The sequence below is a fragment of the Gammaproteobacteria bacterium genome (genome assembly GCA_029880545.1).
In the GTDB taxonomy this organism is placed as follows: domain Bacteria; phylum Pseudomonadota; class Gammaproteobacteria; order Acidiferrobacterales; family SZUA-150; genus JAOUOD01.
On the sequence record JAOUOD010000001.1, the window covers coordinates 101,082 to 121,045 of the forward strand.

A 19,964-nucleotide genomic window follows, 5' to 3' on the forward strand; every position below is an offset into this window, starting at 1 on the left:
GGGCCGGAAACCTGCCTTGCCGGGAGGCTCATTCCTCACCGGCTTGCGGTATACTCCCGGGCCTATGGATGTTTCGGATTTACTAAACGATCTCAATGACGCCCAGCGCGAGGCAGTGGCTGCAGCGCGCGGATCGTCGCTGGTACTGGCCGGCGCCGGCAGCGGTAAGACGCGGGTGCTGACTCGCCGCGTCGCCTGGCTGGTCGCCGTGGAGCAGTTATCGCCGCAGTCAATCCTGGCCGTAACCTTCACCAACAAGGCCGCCGCTGAAATGCGTGGCCGAATCGAATCCATGCTTGGGTTCCCGGTTGGCGGTATGTGGATCGGCACCTTTCATGGATTGTCACACCGCTTCCTGCGCGCCCATTGGCAGGATGCCGGATTGCCCAAGACCTTCCAGATCCTGGATTCCGAGGACCAGTATCGCCTGATCAGGCGACTACTGAAACAGTTGGGACTGGACGAAGCCTACTGGCCGCCAAAGCAGGTGCAGTGGTTTATCAACAGCAACAAGGAGGAGGGCAGGCGCCCGTCCGGCCTCGGCCAGAGTCCCGATCCGCAGTATCGGCAGATGGTACAGATCTACCAGGCCTATGAAGAAGCGTGCCAGCGGGCCGGGCTGGTGGACTTTGCCGAGTTGTTGCTCAAGACTTATGAGTTGATGCGGGATATCCCGCCGTTGCGCCAGCATTACCAGCATCGATTTCAGTCGGTATTGGTGGATGAATTTCAGGACACCAACAGTATCCAGTACGAGTGGCTGAAGCTGTTTTCCGGAGGGCAAAAGGAACTGTTTGCCGTAGGCGATGATGACCAGTCCATCTACGGCTGGCGCGGCGCGCGTATTGATAACATGCACCGGTTCGAACATGATTTTCCCAATACGCGCCTGGTAAGACTTGAACAAAATTACCGGTCTACCGGCACGATCCTCAAGGCCGCCAATGCAGTCATCAGCCACAACAGCGGGCGCCTGGGCAAGGAGCTCTGGACTGAAGGCGAAGATGGTGATGTGATCCGCTTATACACTGCGTATAACGACTTTGAAGAAGCTCGCTTTGTTGTCGATACCGTGCTGGAATGGATCAATCAGGGCAACAGCCGCAAGGACGTAGCGGTACTCTATCGTTCCAATGCCCAGTCACGCCTGTTTGAAGAGGCGCTGCTGTACAGTGGTGTTCCTTACCGCGTTTACGGCGGCCTGCGTTTTTTCGAGCGCAAGGAGATCAAGGACGCATTGGCCTACCTTAGACTGATGAGTTCGCGCTACGATGATCCATCATTTGAACGAATCTGCAATGTGCCTGCCAGAGGCATGGGCAACAAGACTGTCGAAACAATTCGCGATACCGCACGCATGCATAACCTGTCCATGTGGCAATCGGCTGAAAAGCTGTTGGTAGACGGCAGCTTGCCTGGACGGGCGGCCAATGCCCTGAAGCAGTTCATGAGCCTGGTCGATCAGATGACCGAACAGGCTGCGACCATGTCATTGTCAGATAAAACGGATTTTATGATCCATGAAACTGGATTGTTTGAATTTTTCAAAAAGGAAAAAGGTGAAAAGGCTGAAGCGAGAATAGAAAACCTTGAAGAACTGGTCTCTGCGGCGCGCCAATTTGAGGATCGGGACAACGAAGAGTCGCAGGATATGACTGTTCTGGATGCGTTTTTGTCCCATGCCTCGCTGGAGGCCGGTGAGGGCCAGGCGGAATCCTGGGAGGACTCGGTCCAGCTAATGAGCCTGCATTCGGCAAAAGGCCTGGAATTTCCGCTGGTGTTTTTGACGGGACTTGAAGAAGGCCTGTTTCCGCATAACAGAAGTATCAACGAAGAAGACCGGCTCGAGGAGGAGCGTCGACTTTGTTATGTTGGCATGACACGTGCAATGACGCGACTCTATATTACCCACGCCGAGCTTCGACGCCTGCACGGCCAGGAGAACTATACCAGCCCGTCAAGATTTCTTGGTGAAATCCCGGAAGACCTGATGATCCCGGTCAGGCCGCAGGCGCCCTATGTTCGTGAGTCGGCAGCTTCCTATGGCAGAACGTCTGTAGCGGCCATGAAAAATCCCGTGGCCGGGTTCAGTCTTGGTCAGCGGGTAAATCACGCAAAGTTTGGCGAAGGCATGGTGATGAACCTGGAAGGTGAAGGCCAGCATGCACGCGTGCAGGTCAATTTTGAAACTGCCGGCCCCAAGTGGCTGGTTCTGGCCTACGCCAACCTGGAGTCAGCTTAGGCTGTTAGCACCGAGTCCGCAAGCCACGTGAGTACCCCAAACGGGTTGGAGGCGGAATGAATAATAAAGAGCGTGGTTGCCGGCGCGTTTTACTCATGACATACCGGCCGCGACAAATTTAATTGTAACGTACCGGCAGTTATAGTAATTGTCGTGTATATGCATGTTAGATTCGGGGAAGGATATGATGTGGTTGGGCAAGATCAATGATGCTGTCGGCAGGGTGATGGCCTGGCTGGTGTTGGTATTAACCGTCATTGTTTTTTACGATGTCTGTATGCGTTTTCTGTTTCGCGCGGGTTCACCGGCGCTGCAGGAGCTGGAGTGGCACTTGTTTGCCCTGATCTTTTTGTTGGGTGCTGCCGCTACCTACAAGGTCCAGGGACACGTACGCGTAGAAGTGCTTTACCAGAACCTGTCTCCACGCACTCAAACAATTATCAACACGCTGGGAGACATGTTTATCCTGTTGCCCGTATGCGTGGTAATTATCAAAACCTCCATTCCATTCGTCGAGGCAGCGTGGAGTTATGATGAAAGTTCTCCGGATCCCGGCGGCTTGTCATATCGCTGGCTAATCAAGGCAGCAATTCCGGCCGGATTCTTTTTATTGGCTTTTCAGGCTATCGTTAACATTGTCAGCAATTTGTCCATGCTCATACGTGACAGGGAGAACTGATAATGTCGATGGAATACATGGCGCTGATGATGTTTGTTGTCCTTATCATCCTGTTGATGAGTGGCTACCCGGTAGCCTTTGCCCTGGGAGCGGTTGGCCTGGTATTCGGAATCCCGGCATTGGGAATGGAATTTTTTGATCTTCTGCCCCTGCGCATCTGGGGCATTATGACCAATTTCACACTGTTGGCCGTGCCGTTGTTTGTATTTATGGGAGTAATCCTTGAAAAGTCAGGTCTTGCCGAAGACCTGCTGGAAACCATGGCCTTGTTGTTTGGCCGTGTGCGCGGTGGATTGACTGTATCGCTGGTGCTAGTTGGTGGATTGCTGGCAGCGACGACCGGTGTTGTCGGGGCAACCGTGGTTACCATGACCGTAATCGCGTTGCCGGCAATGATGAAAAACGGTTACCAGGCTGAGCTGTCAACGGGCACCATTGCTGCATCGGGAACATTGGGTCAGCTGATACCGCCAAGCATCATTCTCGTGTTGCTGGCCGACCAGATGGGAGTGCCAGTGCCGCGCCTGTTTGCCGGTGCGGTCGTGCCAGGCCTCGTTATGATAACCTTGTTTATCGGTTTTATCCTGGTTATGGCAATGTTGCGACCGGGAGTAGCGCCACTGTCAGCAGACAGCGAATCGCGTTGGCCGCACGACATGGGCAAGCGTGTAGTCCGTAGTCTCGTGCCCCCCATGTTTATTATGATCGCGGTGCTGGGTTCCATATTTTTCGGAATTGCAGGGCCAACCGAATCTGCCGCCTTTGGCGCCATGGGCGCCATGATGCTGGCGGCGCTGCATAAGCGCCTGACACTGGACAGCCTTCGCCAGAGTACTATGGATACCATGCGCCTGACATCCATGGTGTTTATGATCCTGATTGGCGCAACCATATTCGGACTGGTATTCAGGGGCATGGGCGGTGATGCGGTTGTCCAAGAGATCATGTCTGCGCTGCCGGGTGGCGAGTGGGGCTTCCTGCTGGCGAGCATGGTGGTGATTTTTGTTCTCGGTTTCTTTCTTGATTTTCTGGAAATCTGTTTCATTATCGTGCCGATACTGGCGCCTATCGCGGTGACGCTCGGGCTTGATCCGTTGTGGTTCGCCATCCTGATCGCGGTAAACCTGCAAACTTCGTTCCTGACACCACCGTTCGGATTTTCCCTTTTCTATCTCAAGGCAGCAGCGCCGGCCAGTATCCGCATGGAACAGATTTACCGGGGCGTAATTCCGTTCATTATCATCCAGGTGTTCGTACTGGCATCAATAATGATGGCGCCGCAACTGGTGTTGTGGTTGCCTGACTGGATGGACAGTTTGCGTGGCTATTGATACTTCAAGGAGGAGGGAACAATGAAATACACGGCAGTTTATGCTTCATTATTTGCGCTGTTCTATCTTGGCCTGGCCTACAACGTCATTCGCCATCGTTACCGCTCGCGCGTACCCATTGGCGATGGTGGTGACGAGCAATTATTGAGAGCGATTCGCGTGCACGCCAACGCGGCTGAATACGCGCCCCTGGCGTTATTGTTGACAGGTATGTATGAGCTGAATGGCGGGTATGTGCTGCTGGTTAATATACTCGGAGCAGTATTGATACTGGCGAGAGTCTTGCACCTGTGGGGCCTGGGCAGGTCATCGGGTCGATCAAAGGGGCGTTATTACGGCACCTTGCTTACCTGGGCAACTATAATGACCGCTTCGGTAATGAATATGATCAATATGATTTCTGTCTAGATTTATTTCCCGTCCTCATATCCTGGTTGACAAACAGGCTATTGAGCCTGGCTTGTACAATTTTTCCCGGCTACCGGTTATGTCCTTCCGGATCTTGGACGGGAGTAATTTTCAGGAATGGTCGCGGCAGGGAAAAAACGAAAACTGAGAAGGGCGCGATCGTCAGCAACGAAACAATAAAGACCGCGTGACCTGAACAGGGTATCGGGGCCAGTTGTTCCTGGCCCCGATACCCTTGTTAGATGTCCCGAACCCTTGCGTAAGCAGATTCAGACAGCTCACTCCAGGCGTCATTGTCCTTACGAAATTTCTCATATTCCTTCCAGATGCGGGCAAAAGTCTTGTCTTTTGCTGCTTCCTCCTTTAACACGGCATCAGTCATCTTTTTCAGATGCTGTAATACCGGCTTCGGGAAGGTGTAGGTTTTGACCTTGTACTTGGTCTTGAGCTTGCCCAGCGCCTCAAGATTGCGTGCTTCAAACTGTGACAACATCCACAGGTTGCTGGCAGCAGCTGCATTTTCAATGATCAGTTTAAGCTCATTGGGCAGCGATTCCCAGGCCTTGCTGTTAACCGTCAGCTCCAGTGTTGGGCCTGGCTCATGCCAGCCGGGTGAGTAGTAGTACTTGGCCGCGCGGTAAAGGCCGAGACGCAGGTCATGGTAGGGGCCGACCCACTCGGTCGCATCGATGGTGCCACGCTCCAGCGCCGTATAAATTTCACCGCCGGCAATATTGATGGCGTTGACCCCGGCCTTGGCCATGACCTTGCCACCAAAGCCCGGGATGCGCATTTTCAGGCCTTTAAGGTCATCGACAGTTTTAATTTCCTTCCGGAACCAGCCACCCATCTGAACACCGGTGTTGCCCATGGGAAAGGGGACCAGGTTGAACGGTTTATAGACTTCACGCCAGAGTTTCAGGCCGTTGCCACCGTAAAACCAGGCGTTCATGCCCTGGGCGTTCATGCCGAACGGTACCGCGGTAAAAAATGCTGCCGATGGAATCTTGCCAATCCAGTAGTAGGCCGCGCCGTGCCCCATTTGTACGGCGGTCCCTTGGGAAACGGCATCAAATACGCCAAGCGGGGGCACAAGCTGGCCACCGGCAAACACGGTAATGTTGAGCTGCCCGCTACTCATGGCGCGAACTTCCTTGGCAAACTTCTCAACACCTTCCTGGAAGATCGGAAAATTGGGTGGCCAGGTCGTGACCAGTTTCCAGTTAAACGGTTTTTTGGCGTGAACCGCCGGGGCGGTTACCGTTGCCGCCGCGGCACCGGCACCGACTATATTGCGGATAAATTTTCTGCGCTCCATTTCTGGTCTCCCCTATAGATGTGGTTCAGGCGTCTGGCTGATCAGTGTAACCAAAGCTGCGGGCCAGCCCAAGCATTGCCGGGGATTCCCCGGGCTAGTTTTTGTTCAAAAGATCCTTCAGATTGGCGAACGGTTTACGTGTTGACGATTTATGGTTTGTATCATTGCCGCCCGTCCCCACACCGTGAATTTCCAGCTGGCGCTGGTGCTCATTGTCATGACAGTACAGGCACAGCAACTCCCAGTTGCTGCCATCAGCCGGGTTGTCATCGTGATCGTGGTTCTTGTGATGAACGGTCAGCTCCCGCAGGTTGGTATGGGTGAACTCCCGCCCGCAGCGGCCGCAAATCCACGGAAACAACTTCAGCGCCAGGCCACGATAGGTTTGTGCGCGTTCATCCTGCTGGCGGCGGGTTTCGGCCACCAATTGATCCAGCTTATTACCCGAATTTTTGCTCATCTGTTTTCGTTTGCCTGCCCGGCGAGTAGAAGTTGAGCGGTTACCATGCCCAAAATTCGAGCCTGCTTCAAGCGCCAGCAACGGATTTTCGTTAGCCGGGAAACCAGCCACTGTGCCTGGCATACAATCTCGACATGCCCTGCTATTATTCCCAGAATGCAGACTTGGAAAGAGTGAGACACAGGCCAAGCTGTTGGCAGGCCGCAGAGATTAAACCAACTGTCTTGGTAAACTGTTATGGCGCATAAACGCAAGACCGGAATAGTGTGCCTGTTAATGGCATTACTGCTGGCAGGTTGTCTGGGGAACGCTATAGAATCGGCCGGGCCAGGCGATGGTTCCTGGTTGATTGAATTACAGCTATCCGGCGGCATTGCCGGACTGAATCGTTCCATAACCCTGGTCAGTAATGGACAGGTTCAGACAGTTGACCGTCGAGTCGGGACCCGCACTCGGCGCCAGGCATCGAACGCGTTGATGGTCTTGGCGACTGACAGCCTGATGCAGCGAACAAAAATGGCGCAACAGCCAGGCGACACGCAAATTTTGCCCGGTAGGTGTGCCGATTGTATTGTCTACAGGCTGAAGATTGTTAATAAGGGTGATGCGTACCACGTCAATCTCGATACATTGACGCTGGCAAGGTCACCCTATAAAGCCCTTGTCGAGGCCATGGAGGCCCGTTGAAGAGGGAATAAAGAGCTGGCGCGACGCCAAAACACTAGAGCAGGAGAGGACAGTGATTAATTTTTCGAATATTCAAAAAACGCTGGTTATCATCGTTTGCGCGATGTTGCCGCAATTTGTTACTGCTGCCGGCACGTATGAGCCAGACCAGGGCATGATTTCCGCCTTGCGTAGCCAGGGCGCGACGGTAGCCCGGCATCGTGATACCGGTGCCCTGAATTTCATGGGTTTTCCGAGACATGGCGCCCTGGTTGTACCCGGTACCAATTCGTCATTGGCTCCCGAGCACAATGCCAGGACGATTCTGAATGCATATGGCACGCTGTTTGGCATTGGTAATGTCAACGAACAGCTGGCACTGCTGAAAGAAAACCGCCTGGCCGATGGTCGATCCATGGCCAGGTTCCAGCAGCTGCACAACGGCGTGCCGGTAATCGGTGCCGAGTTAATCGTCAACATGGATGCCCAGGCGCGCCTGCTGTCCATCAATGGTGAAACGGCGCCAAAGCTTGTACTGGCAATCTCGCCGCGTATCAACCAGGCCGATGCCATGCAAACGGCCATCGTGACAACGGCCAAGCACCACAACATGGCTGCCGCCTCGTTACGGGCGAGTGCGCCAGTATTGTCGGTTTACGAGCCACAGTTACTGAGCCCCCGCACCTTTCCGGCATCTCTGGTCTGGAGAATCGAGGTTACGCCAACACAACTTGCGCCGGTTCGTGAGTTTGTCCTGGTGGATGCCCTGAACGGCAATATTGCCCTGCAATTCAACCAGGTCCACGAGGCCAAGAACCGCTCTACCTACACCGCGAACAATACGACAACGCTACCAGGCACGTTACTGTGTACCGAGGCCAGCGGCGATGCCTGTACCAGCGGGTCAGATACGGATGCCGACGCTGCACAATTGTATGCCGGTGATACCTATGACTTCTTTTCAGTCAACCATGGTCGGGATAGCCTGGATAACGCCGGCATGCTGCTGATTTCCAGCGTCCACTACGGAGCGACGACGTATAAGAATGCGTTCTGGAACGGTTTGCAGATGGCCTACGGCGATGGTTTCTCGGCTGCCGATGATGTGGTTGGCCACGAGCTGACACACGGTGTTACCGAAAAGACCTCAAACCTGTTTTATTTTTACCAATCCGGTGCTATCAATGAATCGTTTTCAGATATGTGGGGCGAGTTTATCGACCTGACAAATACCGGTGGCAATGACAGTGCCGGAGTACGCTGGTTGATGGGCGAGGATATCCCTGGTATTGGCGCAATACGCAGTATGGCCAACCCGCCAGCCTATGGTGATCCAGACCGGATAGGCAGTGCCATTTACCACACCGAAACCACCGACAACGGTGGTGTTCATATCAATAGCGGTATTAACAACAAGGCTGCCTACCTGATGGTCGATGGCGGTACCTTCAATGGCCAAACCATTGCTGCCATGGGCATTCCCAGGGTCGCCAAGATTTATTACGAGGTGCAGACCAACCTGCTCACCTCTGCATCTGATTACTATGATCTGTATAACGCGCTCTACCAGGGATGTCTGAACCTTGTCGGCACCTCGGGCATTACCGCCAATGACTGTACCAATGTACGTAATGCCACCTTGGCAACTGAAATGCATCTTGAGCCATCAACAGGATTTAACCCCAATGTGTCGCTGTGCCCGGCAGGGCAGCAGCCGGTGAATGCATTTTTCGATGGCTTTGAATCTGGCCTGGGTAACTGGACCTTGACACATAACCAGGGTGCCTTCGACTGGGTTGCGTGGCTGGCGACCTATGGCCCTGGTGGATGGGGGCCGTATGCCACTTCAGGAACGGAATCATTGTTCGGTCTTAACGATGGCATCATCAGTGACAAATTCGCACAAATCAGTGTAGCTGTGCCCAACGTGTCCGGTCATGCGCCCTACCTGCATTTCCGTCATGCCTATATGTTTGAGCCAGGCAATTACGATGGCGGTGTTGTTGAATACAGCACCAATGGCGGCGGCACCTGGGTTGATGCGAATTTTCTACCAACAGCCGGCCGTGTTTACGGCGGCGTGATTTCGACACTTTACAGTAACCCGCTGGCCGGACGTTTCGCCTTTGTGGGCGACAGCCATGGCTATGTCGATAGCCGGTACGCCCTGGATACACTGGCAGGACAGGCCGTACGGTTCCGCTGGCGCGTCGGTACCGATACCTCCGTAGGTGCCTACGGCTGGTGGCTGGATGACGTACGAGTCTATTACTGCAATACAGTACCGGTAGCGGTAGGGCAAAATATTTCTGTTGCCGAAGACGGCAGCATTGGAATTACCGTAACTGCCACGGACGCCGATGGTGATAGCCTGAGCTATTCGATTGCATCAGCACCGGCAAACGGCCAGCTTACCGGAACCGCGCCCAACCTGACCTATACGCCCAACGCGAACTACTTTGGCGCTGACAGTTTCTCCTTTACCGCCAGTGACGGTGTTGGCGGCAGTCATACCGCCACCGTATCGATCACGGTCACGCCGGTGAACGATGCGCCGACGGTTTCAACGATTGCGGACCTGCCGACAGATGAGGACACGGCCACCGCGGCCCTGCCTTTTACCGTTGCCGATGTGGACAACAATGTTGTCAATCTTACGGTACAGGCAACATCGTCTGATGTGAACCTGGTGCCCGTCGCAAATATCGTATTCGGGGGCAGCGGTGCCAATCGAGACGTCACTGTTACACCGGCCACTGACGCGAATGGCAGTGCAACCATTACCTTGACGGTATCTGATGGCACGGCAACTGCTACAAGCAGCTTTGTATTAACGGTTAATCCGGTCAACGATGCACCGACTGCGCCGACACTGATGACCCCAACAGATGGAGCGACTGGTGTGGATAGCGCCAGTGCGGTTTTTGGCTGGAACAATTCAACAGATGTTGATGGTGACGCAATCAGCTACGAGCTGATCGTATGCGAAGACAGCCTGTTTACCACGGGATGTTCCAATACCGTTGTCGCAGGAGCCGGTTCCCTGATCGTCGCCGCCGGCCTGGGCGGCGGCAGCCTGATGTTGCTTGGATTGGCCGGTGCCGGCATTCGACGTCGCCAACTGGTTTGGGCAGTTCCGTTGTATATCGCCGTTGCCCTGCTGAGCGCTTGCGGTGGCGGTGGCGGCGGTGGCGGCGGCGGTGCCCCGGTCCCACCGCCAACTGGTGGCGATAAAACCGCTACATTGACAGGCCTGAAAGCCAATACCACCTATTACTGGAAGGTAGTGGCTAATGACGGTAACGGCGGCCTGACTGACAGTACGGTCTGGAGTTTCACCACCAAGCCCTGATAGCTGATTAACTTCAGACGAATAAAACCCTCGCCACTAGGCGGGGGTTTTGTTTTATGGGTGATGGAAAATGTTGTCGATCCCGGCTAGTGCAGCAAACCGGCCACCACTTCACACCAGCCGCGGCTGAGATTGTCGCGGTTATAGCCGCCTCCGCCGGTAGCCAGGACGCGACCGTGTCCCAGTACCCGGGCGATATGTTTGAGGCGTCGCGCGGCATGACCATGACACTGTTCACTGAACGCCATGTGGGTGATGGGATCACCTTTGATGGAATCCGCGCCGGCCTGCAGGATGATGAGCTCGGGATTGGTATCAAGCAGCAGCTGTTCTACCTGCGGCCATACAGTCATGAAGGCCGTATCGCCGGATTGCGGTGCCATGGGCAAATTAAGTTTCAGACCCCTGGCCTTGCCTTTGCCGGTTTCCGAGGATGACCCGGTTCCCGGGTACAGAAATTGACCGTCTTCATGTATATCGGCAAATACCAGCCGGGAGTCAGCTTCAAAGGCATAAAACACGCCATCGCCATGGTGGGCATCGATGTCGACATAGGCGATGCGTTCAAGCTGGTAGTGGTCGAACAAGGTTTCAATGGCTATACCGAGGTCGTTTACTGCGCAGAAGCCGGCAGCGGAATCGCGTCGCGCGTGGTGCAGACCGGCAATAGGGACGAAGGCCTGCTGCAGTTGTTGGCTCATGATTTTGTCTAACGCGTCCAGCACGGTACCGGCCACGGTGCAGGATGCCTCGTAAACGCCTTTGAACGCGGGAGTATCGCCGCCATCGAGTAGGCCAATGCCGGACCCGGAAAGACTTCTGAGTTTGTTTATATATTCACTGGTATGGAAACGCAGAAGTGCTTCGTCGGTGCAAGACGATGGTTCGAAAATCGTTACGCATTTATCCAGGCCGCGTTGACAGAACTCCGCCCAAAAAGAATTTTGTCGATCGGGCCCGAAGGGGTGAGCATTGCCAAAGCCATAACGTCCCAACGCCTCGCCGTAAAACACGCCAACGCCGGAACCAGCCATCACCTATTCTTCGCGGTACATCAGTCGGAAACAGCAATAGGCACTGGCAATGGCCAATGGCCCACCGAGTACGGTGATAAAAAACATGGCGAGCAGGCCGGCGAAATAATCGATACCCATAACCACGCGGCCGATGGTGATGACGCCGACCATGATGCCGAAATAGGTAATCAACGGCACAAAATTCTTGATCCAGGCGGCGAGATTCAGGCTCAGCGCGTTATGAATGGACATGTGTTGCAGGGTAACCAGCGGCAGGGTGAACAGCATCAGCCCGACGACCGCGGCATAGGCGGAGATGGTGATCAGCTGAATGGCGATGTACCTGACGGCCCCGGCAAAGCCGGCATCGAATACCGAAACGGATTCCAGTCTTGCTGCCCCGCCAAACAGCTGTTCAAGTATATTGATGCCCAGGGCCGCACACAGTGCCAGTGCGCCGAAGGCCAGAGCAAAAATAAATCGGTCGCCTTGCTTGAAAATGCCGGCAAGTCGATAACCGATGTCGCGTTGTAGCAGCGTAATAATGTTCTGGTTGCGACGAGAGGCGCGCAGGCTTTCATCCGATACGGACATGGCCAGGTGCATCTCACCCAGGCTGCTAGCTGCGATAATCGGCAATAAAAATACAAGGATCAGTTGACCAAGTATTGGTATTTGCAACAACAGCCAGGCCGCGGCAAATACGATGCTTGCCGTAATTACCCAGGCTGGCGTGTTTTTTCGGATCAGGCGCTGGCCGCAACTGAACCACTTCAGCGAATTGGGAATGTTAAATCGTCTTACGTGCATGGGCTCCTCCATTCTCTCCACCGGTCTGGTGCCGGGTAATTTTTAATTGTACTTATTCAGAATGTTTTTCCGTCATCAACTGGCGGCGATTTACCAGGATATTCTGAAATACCATCGGGTCGTGAGTATGAGTGATCTCCCCGGGTCTAGGAAAGTGTAGATCATGAAGTCGCGACAGCCAAAACCGCAACGCCGCGGCGCGCAACATCACCGGGTAGGCGGCCAACTCGGCGCCGCACAGGGGCCGGGCAGCCAAGTAGCCCGCGAGCATTTTTTCGCTGGATTCAGGATCCAGTTGTCCGCCCGGTAGCGAGCACCAGTCGTTTACAGTTACTGCCAGGTCATAGACCAGTACATCGGTACAGGCGTAATAGAAGTCTATCAGGCCGCCAAGATCATCGCCTTCAAACAAGACGTTGTCACGAAACAGGTCGGCATGAACGATGCCGCGTGGCAGCGCATCACGTTTGTGAGAGGACTGGAACCGCATTTCGTCGTGCAACAGGGCTTCCTGTTCCGGATCCAGGTGCCCGAATAGCTTCCGGGCCATGTCTTTCCACCAGCCCGGGCCGCGGGGGTTGTCGCGCTGTTGGTCAAATTCCTGCCCGGCAACATGTAGCCTGGCCAGGATTTCACCCACCTGGCGACATTGTTCTGCGGATGGCGCCATGATGGACGCGCCTTTCAGGCGCTGGACCAGGGCCGCGGGCTTGTTCTTGATTTGTTCCAGGTATCGACCGGATTTGTTGGCCACCGGGTGTGCGCACGGGATGTCATGTTCCGACAGAAACGCGGTGAGATCCAGGAAGAACGGTAACTCGTCGGGTCGATGCTGTTCAAAGACAGTCAGGACATACCGCGCTTCGTCGGTTGTCACGAAGTAATTGGTGTTTTCAATACCGGAACCGATGCCCTCATAGCTCACAAGTGTGCCGTGATTGTAGCGGGACAGAAACGCAATCAATTCATCCCGGGAGATGCTGGTATAAACGGCCATAAGAAAAGATCAGAATTCTTTGATTACCCACATGGGTATGGTCAGTTTTGGCTCCAGGTCAGAATGTTCAAACTGACCCTGCCCGGTCGAATCGATCAGGTAATAGGGTTTACCTTTTTTAGGGGTAACCTTGATTTTGTAGAGTCGCCCGCGAATACGGTATTCCTCGTAACGGCCATCCGATTTGGGCACGATGCGAATCTCCGGCTCAATAGCCTCCGGGTCATCGACCGGTTTGTCCACGTACTGGCTTTCTTCCGGGATCGGAGGCGGTGGTGGAACGTCAACCTTTTCATTGTCCGCAGACCATCCCGGGCTGAGATACAGGCCCAGGCACAACACCAGCACTATGTTAAGCGGAGCCCGGGATGATAAATACGCATGAAACGGTTTGTTGGTAGTCATGACGACACCTATAGATTGAGCTTGATTTCCTGTTCTTCTTCCGAAGATTCAAAGCCGCTGGTTTCGTAGTAGCGGAAGATATGGTCAACCACCTCGTCGGCGGTATCGACCATGACAAACAGATCCAGGTCTTCGGGGTTGATGGTGCCTTCGGTAACCAGCACCTCCTTGAACCAGTCCACCAGCCCTTCCCAGAAAGGCCGGTGCACCAGGATTATCGGCATGCGCACGCTTTTGCCCGTCTGAATCAGGGTCAGCGCCTCGACCAGTTCATCGAGGGTGCCGAACCCGCCAGGCATGACCACGTAAGCCTTGGCATACTTGACGAACATGACCTTACGGGCAAAAAAGTGCTGAAAACTCAGGGCGATGTCCTGAAACCGGTTGGCACTCTGCTCAAAAGGCAATTCAATATTGAGACCGATGCTGGCGGACTTTCCGTGAAATGCGCCCTTGTTGGCTGCTTCCATAATGCCCGGGCCGCCGCCGCTGACGACGCTGAAACCGGCGTCGGAAAGTTTGCGCGCGATTTCCTCGGTCAAGGCATAATAGGGGTGGTCAGTCGGGGTACGAGCGGACCCAAATATGCTCACGGATGGCTGAATCTGGGAAAGACGCTCAAATCCTTCGACGAATTCAGCCATAATCTGGAAGATTTTCCACGACTCGCGGGACATGACCCGAGACGGTGTGCCTGTTTGTAGTTTCTGCTTCATAGGCGCGTTTTAACACACAATCATTGGTTTCGCAGCATGAATACTGGTAATAACGATAACAGCTCCTCTTCACCGTCTATGGCCGCGCCCGGGAACCCGGATGCTCCGTTGGTGCTGGTGGACGGATCGTCCTACCTGTACCGCGCGTTTCATGCCATGCCCAACCTGAGTAATTCCAGGGGTGAAGCCACCGGGGCTATTTACGGTATTACCAATATGCTGCGTCGATTGCTGACCGACTATGACCCAGGTCATATCGCCGTGGTTTTTGACGCCAAGGGCAAGACCTTTCGTCACGATATGTACCCTGAGTACAAGGCCCATCGGCCACCCATGCCCGAAGAGTTGCGCAGCCAGATCCAGTCTGTACACGATATTGTCCGGGCCATGGGGTTGCCATTGTTGATGGTTGAAGGCGTCGAGGCCGACGATGTGATCGGTACGCTTGCGTCCCAGGCCGGTGCGGCTAAACGCGCTTGCGTCATTTCCACCGGAGACAAGGACTTGGCACAGCTCGTGGACGGTCACGTAACGCTGATTAATACCATGACGGATACGGTATCGGATCGCGCCCAGGTGGAAGAAAAATTTGGTGTTCCACCTGAAAATATTATCGACTACCTCGCGCTGGTCGGCGACAGCGCTGACAATATTCCGGGTGTGCCCAAGGTGGGCCCCAAAACCGCGGCAAAATGGTTGCAACAATACGGGTCGCTGGATCAGCTCATGGCCCATGCCGACGAAATTTCCGGCAAGATCGGCGATAACCTGCGGGACAGTCTCGAGCAGCTGCACTTGTCACGGGTACTGGCAACCATACGTACCGACATTGAGCTGAAACAGGGGATCGATGATTTGCAGCGCAAGGCGCCTGATGAAAACAGCTTGCGTGACCTGTTTCAGCGGTATGAATTTAAAACCTGGCTGGGCGAACTGGGCGGTGCCAATGTCAGCAACGACGCACCGGAGCAAGACTACGAAATCGTGGTGACAGAAGCGCGCCTCGACACCTGGCTTGAACGGGTGAACGCGGCCGAGCTTGTGGCCGTTGATACGGAAACCACCAGCCTTGATGCACAACAGGCCGACCTGGTCGGCGTGTCACTCAGCGACAGGCCGGGTCGTGCTGCATATATTCCGTTAGCACATGATTACCCCGGAGCACCGGATCAACTGGATAGGGCGATGGTCCTGAAGCGCCTCAGGCCATGGCTGGAAAATGAGCAAGCCGCCAAGGTTGGGCAGAATCTCAAGTATGACCTGAATGTGCTGGCGCGCCAGGGAATTCGATTGCAGGGTGTACGTTTCGATACCATGCTTGAGTCCTATGTGCTGGACAGTACCGCCTCACGCCACGACATGGACAGCCTGGCAATGAAATATCTTGGCCACAAAACCATCAAGTACGAGGACGTCGCCGGAAAGGGCAAGTCGCAGATCTGCTTCAACGAAGTGGAGCTGGAGCAGGCAGGACCCTACGCTGCCGAGGATGCAGATATAACATTGCGCCTGCATGGAACCTTGTGGCCGAAATTGCAGCAAACCCCGGAACTGGAAAAGGTCTTTGTCAGTCTCGAAATGCCGCTGTTGCCGGTACTGGCCCGCATGGAACGTCAAGGTGTGCGAATAGACTCGGACATGCTGCACAGCCAAAGCACAGCACTTGCCCACCGGATGCTTGAAACCGAACAACAGGCGCACACGCTTGCTGGCCAGACGTTTAACATGGCCTCACCCAAGCAGATACAGGAAATCCTGTTTGACAAAATGGGTTTGCCGGTTTTGCGCAAAACCCCGAAGGGGCAACCCTCTACCGCGGAAGAGGTGTTGCAGGAACTGGCGCTGGATTACGATTTGCCGCAATTGATTCTAGAGCATCGTGGCCTGGCCAAGCTCAAATCCACCTATACGGACAAGCTGCCACTCATGATCAACAAGGAGACGGGGCGCGTGCACACGTCCTATCATCAGGCCGTGGCGGCAACCGGCAGGCTGTCGTCATCGGATCCGAACCTGCAGAATATCCCGATACGAAACGAGGAGGGCCGGAGGATTCGACAGGCTTTTGTACCGGAGCCCGGTTTCAAAATGGTGTCCGCGGATTATTCACAAGTCGAATTGCGCATTATGGCTCACTTGTCGCAGGATCCAGGCTTGCTCAACGCGTTCAGGCAGGGCGCCGACGTGCATCGGGCCACGGCGGCCGAAGTGTTCGGGGTCGCGCCGGATGCGGTCAGTAACGAACAGCGTCGTCATGCCAAGGCCATTAATTTTGGCCTGATTTACGGTATGTCCGCATTTGGCCTGGCGCGTCAACTGAAGATCGACCGGGGTTCGGCGCAGGACTATATCAACCTGTATTTTGAACGTTATCCCGGCGTCAGGGATTACATGGATCGCACCCGCGTGCAGGCGCATGAGCAGGGCTACGTGGAGACTGTCTATGGTCGACGACTGTACCTGCCGGAAATCAATTCCAGTAATCATCAGCGCCGCCAATACGCCGAGCGAACTGCTATCAATGCGCCTATGCAGGGCACCGCTGCTGATATTATCAAGCGTGCCATGATTGCTATCGACCGCTGGATTGAAGCGGAACAGCCATCGGTGCGCATGATTATGCAGGTACATGATGAGCTGGTGTTTGAAATCAGGGAAGACCGGGCTGTTGAGCTGGCAGGCACCATCAGCAGCATGATGGAAAATGTCGCGCAGTTGAGTGTGCCGTTGGAAGTGGATGCCGGCATCGGTGAAAACTGGGATGAAGCCCATTAGGCCCGGGCAGTTTCGGCAATTACAGTTAAAGGTAAAACAATTTCAGGGTTTCCGGGTTTCAACCCGGTTCTTGCCCATCTTTTTTGCGTTGTACAGCGCCTGGTCTGCAGCACTGTTGAGAGCCGAAGCATCAGTGTAGTCAGGATAACAGGCAAGCCCGCAACTGAACGTTATGCAGAATGTCTCATCGTTGCTGTGTAACGGAATCCTGGAAAAATTTTCCCGGACGTCTTCCATTATTGCCAGGGCCGTATCGAGCCCGGTGTCCGGAAGAATGACGGCGAACTCTTCACCACCGTAACGACCGAGAATGTCCGTGCGGCGCAATCGCTGTTTCATGATCTTTGATAGCAGTTTGAGTGCGTTATCGCCAATGGCATGGCCGTAAGTGTCATTCACTTTCTTGAAGTCATCAAGGTCAATCATTGCCAGGCTTATTGGTGATTTCTGGCGCTGGGCGCGGGCAATTTCCAGTTCAATGCGCTCCTTGATCTTGGTGTGGTTGAGCAAGCCGGTCAGGCTGTCTCGTTCCATCATTGAGCGCAATACACGGTAGCGTTCGATACGATTACTGACCGATGAAACCAGGTGTACCGGGTGAATAGGTTTGGTCAGGAATTCATCCCCGCCGTTTGCCATGGCGCCAATCTGTTTGTCGACATTGGTTTCCGCGGACAGGAACACAATGGGTATACCGACGTAGGCCTCGTGTTGTCGAAGCACCTTGGCGAGTTCGGCGCCGTTGAATTCAGGCATGTACATGTCCACAAGCATGAGTTCAGGCAGAAACGATGAAAGCTTGTCATTAATTTTCAGCGGGTCGTTGACGATTTCTGCGATCATGCCGGCCTGTTTCAGGATCAGGGCGTACTGGGTTGCCAGCGCCTCGGAATCGTCAATAATCAGCACCCGGTAAGGATCCGTTTTTTCTGTAAGGTTCAGTTGTTCCAGTTTGTCGACAATTTTTGCCGGATCCGTATTGGCGGGCAGAAACGCATCACTGCCCGACCTGACCGCCGCCAGCCTGTGACCAAAGTTATCGTGATTTGCGAGAACTATGACCGGCAGAACATTGGGCATGGCTTCCTGGAACGAACGAAAGTTCGGCAGTTCACCGCTCGCCGGCTGAAACGCAATAATGCCGCCAGGACAGACTTTCTGCAGCCTTGCCATGATAGTCGCATCATCGTGAAAACATTCCGTTTGATAACCGAAACGATCAAGTTCTTTGCACAGTTTGCCGGCGTATTCGTCGACATCGTTCAGAACAAATATCGTGCGTGGCTGCGATAATGTTTGCCCGGAGGGCTTCGTATCGGTATTGGAGGTATCGGAATCCGGGCCATTCGCACTGCTGATCAGGGCATCAAGACGGTGCTGCATCAGTTCAATCTGGTCCGGGCCTGGCAATTGCCCTTGCTCCTTGATGGCCTTTAAATCCATTTCCAGTTCCCGGGCGCATCGGCTGACCTCGGGGAAACCGAACGATGCACCGGAACCGGCCAGGCTGTGTGTCTTGCGATGCGCCTCGGTTATCAGGTTTTTGTCCCAGCCTGTCTCCAGCAGTTTCAGCCAATGGGATTTAACGTCGGCGATTTTCCCAGGCAGATCACGGGCATAAGCCAGTTGCAGCGCTTTAAGTTGCTCCGCAATGTTGGCCTTGCCGCTATCCGACAGATGATTCATGACGTATTTCCCATTGCCTGTTCAATTTCAGGCTCCTGATAGCGGTCACGAAACCGGAGTATCTCGTCCAGCACTTCATTGAATATAACAACCAGGTCGGGATCAAAGTGGGCGCCGGATTGCTTGTTGATTTCGTCAACAGCATCCTCAACGCTCCAGGCCTTTTTGTAAGGGCGCGTGGATGTCAGCGCGTCGAAGACGTCGGCAATGGCGACAATGCGGCCTACCAGCGGAATATTCTTGCCTTTCAGTCCCCCGGGGTAGCCACTGCCATCCCATTTCTCGTGGTGGGTGATGGCTATTTCACGAGCCATTTTCAGCAGCTCTGAGTGGTGCCCGGCCAGTATTTCCGCACCGATTTCACTATGAGTTTTCATGATGCGCCACTCTTCATCGGTGAATTTGCCGGGTTTAAGCAGGATATTGTCAGGAATGCCGATTTTGCCAATATCATGCATCGGGCTGGCATTAAGAAGCATTTCCGCGTCCACTTCGCTCATGCCCGCCGCGCGACCAATCATCTGGGAAAATTTGCTCATGCGAATAATGTGAAAGCCGGTTTCATTATCCCGGTATTCTGCTGCACGACCGAGACGACGAACAATTTCGAGTTGCGTTTCTTCAAGTTCCCGGGTTCTTTCCCTTACCTTTTGTTCCAGGATCTGGTTCTGGTTCAGGATTTGCTTGTGCAGCAAGCGTACCTGCAGGATATTGCGAATCCTGTTAAGGACTTCTATGTGATCAAATGGCTTGGTTACAAAATCCATAGCACCGTATTCAAGCGCCCGAATCTTGGTGTTGCGGTCTATTTGAGCAGTCAGCACCAGGACCGGCAGATAGTCGCCAGTCTCTATGTCTTTTAGGCGCTGTAACACACCAAAGCCGTCGATTGCCGGCATATTGATATCCAGCAGCAGGATATCCGGATTGTTGGCGGCATACATGGAGAGCACTTCAACCGAGCTGGTTGTGCTGAACACATTGGTATAGCCCGAATTCTTGAGCATTTTTTCGAGAAGCCGTACGTTGGCCGGCTCATCGTCAACAATCAGAATCCTGCTTTGCTTGAGCACCGCTTCATCCATTATCGTGTCTTTCTCCAG

General features: G+C 54.2%; 16 protein-coding genes. 7 read left to right on the forward strand and 9 right to left on the reverse strand.

Annotated elements, in window-relative coordinates:
• Positions 1 to 64: 64 nt before the first annotated feature.
• The 4 genes from uvrD (at position 65) to OEZ10_00470 (ending at position 4,660) form a co-directional block, all read left to right on the forward strand.
• The gene (uvrD, locus tag OEZ10_00455) at positions 65 to 2,242 is read left to right on the forward strand and encodes a DNA helicase II (protein ID MDH5631441.1); all 2,178 of its coding nucleotides are present in this window, start codon (positions 65 to 67) and stop codon (positions 2,240 to 2,242) included.
• Between the two features lie 184 nt (positions 2,243 to 2,426).
• A complete protein-coding gene (locus OEZ10_00460; protein MDH5631442.1) occupies positions 2,427 to 2,921 on the forward strand; it encodes a TRAP transporter small permease subunit in 495 nt (164 codons plus the stop codon).
• Between the two features lie 8 nt (positions 2,922 to 2,929).
• Complete coding sequence (locus OEZ10_00465; protein ID MDH5631443.1) at positions 2,930 to 4,252, forward strand: TRAP transporter large permease subunit; 1,323 nt, start codon at positions 2,930 to 2,932, stop codon at positions 4,250 to 4,252.
• Between the two features lie 21 nt (positions 4,253 to 4,273).
• Positions 4,274 to 4,660, forward strand: a complete 387-nt coding sequence (locus OEZ10_00470; protein ID MDH5631444.1) for an MAPEG family protein — start codon at positions 4,274 to 4,276, stop codon at positions 4,658 to 4,660.
• Positions 4,661 to 4,898: 238 nt separating this feature from the next.
• On the opposite strand, the gene dctP is transcribed toward OEZ10_00470, so the two are convergent.
• A complete protein-coding gene (dctP, locus tag OEZ10_00475) occupies positions 4,899 to 5,978 on the reverse strand; it encodes a TRAP transporter substrate-binding protein DctP (protein MDH5631445.1) in 1,080 nt (359 codons plus the stop codon).
• 94 nt (positions 5,979 to 6,072) lie between these two features.
• Positions 6,073 to 6,438, reverse strand: coding sequence for a YajD family HNH nuclease (locus OEZ10_00480; protein MDH5631446.1), 366 nt, complete (start codon positions 6,436 to 6,438; stop codon positions 6,073 to 6,075).
• Positions 6,439 to 6,675: 237 nt separating this feature from the next.
• On the opposite strand from OEZ10_00480, the gene OEZ10_00485 reads away from it, so the two are divergent.
• Positions 6,676 to 7,125, forward strand: coding sequence for a hypothetical protein (locus OEZ10_00485; GenBank protein ID MDH5631447.1), 450 nt, complete (start codon positions 6,676 to 6,678; stop codon positions 7,123 to 7,125).
• Between the two features lie 52 nt (positions 7,126 to 7,177).
• Positions 7,178 to 10,456 carry a M4 family metallopeptidase gene (locus OEZ10_00490; GenBank protein ID MDH5631448.1) on the forward strand — a complete coding sequence of 1,093 codons (3,279 nt, stop codon included), beginning with the start codon at positions 7,178 to 7,180 and terminating at the stop codon, positions 10,454 to 10,456.
• Between the two features lie 86 nt (positions 10,457 to 10,542).
• Here the strand turns inward: OEZ10_00490 and OEZ10_00495 are convergent, their stop codons facing one another.
• The 5 genes from OEZ10_00495 to OEZ10_00515 are packed head-to-tail and all read right to left on the reverse strand — an operon-like array spanning position 10,543 to position 14,400.
• Complete coding sequence (locus OEZ10_00495) at positions 10,543 to 11,490, reverse strand: acetoin utilization protein AcuC (GenBank protein ID MDH5631449.1); 948 nt, start codon at positions 11,488 to 11,490, stop codon at positions 10,543 to 10,545.
• A gap of 3 nt (positions 11,491 to 11,493) precedes the next feature.
• Positions 11,494 to 12,282 carry a hypothetical protein gene (locus OEZ10_00500; protein MDH5631450.1) on the reverse strand — a complete coding sequence of 263 codons (789 nt, stop codon included), beginning with the start codon at positions 12,280 to 12,282 and terminating at the stop codon, positions 11,494 to 11,496.
• 52 nt (positions 12,283 to 12,334) lie between these two features.
• Positions 12,335 to 13,279: a homoserine kinase gene (locus tag OEZ10_00505; GenBank protein ID MDH5631451.1), complete on the reverse strand. Its 945-nt coding sequence runs from the start codon at positions 13,277 to 13,279 to the stop codon at positions 12,335 to 12,337.
• Positions 13,280 to 13,288: 9 nt separating this feature from the next.
• The gene (locus tag OEZ10_00510; protein ID MDH5631452.1) at positions 13,289 to 13,684 is read right to left on the reverse strand and encodes a DUF2782 domain-containing protein; all 396 of its coding nucleotides are present in this window, start codon (positions 13,682 to 13,684) and stop codon (positions 13,289 to 13,291) included.
• An 8-nt stretch (positions 13,685 to 13,692) separates the two neighbouring features.
• The gene (locus OEZ10_00515) at positions 13,693 to 14,400 is read right to left on the reverse strand and encodes a TIGR00730 family Rossman fold protein (protein MDH5631453.1); all 708 of its coding nucleotides are present in this window, start codon (positions 14,398 to 14,400) and stop codon (positions 13,693 to 13,695) included.
• 78 nt (positions 14,401 to 14,478) lie between these two features.
• Here OEZ10_00515 and polA point away from each other — a divergent pair, with 78 nt between their 5' ends.
• Positions 14,479 to 17,175, forward strand: coding sequence for a DNA polymerase I (gene polA, locus OEZ10_00520; protein ID MDH5631454.1), 2,697 nt, complete (start codon positions 14,479 to 14,481; stop codon positions 17,173 to 17,175).
• Between the two features lie 42 nt (positions 17,176 to 17,217).
• Here polA and OEZ10_00525 read toward each other — a convergent pair whose 3' ends face one another.
• Both OEZ10_00525 and OEZ10_00530 read right to left on the reverse strand, forming a co-directional pair.
• Entirely contained in the window at positions 17,218 to 18,861 is a 1,644-nt protein-coding gene (locus OEZ10_00525) for a diguanylate cyclase (protein MDH5631455.1), read from the reverse strand.
• A complete protein-coding gene (locus OEZ10_00530; protein ID MDH5631456.1) occupies positions 18,858 to 19,946 on the reverse strand; it encodes a response regulator in 1,089 nt (362 codons plus the stop codon). Before OEZ10_00530 ends, OEZ10_00525 begins: the two co-directional genes overlap by 4 nt.
• Between the last annotated feature and the right edge of the window lie 18 nt (positions 19,947 to 19,964).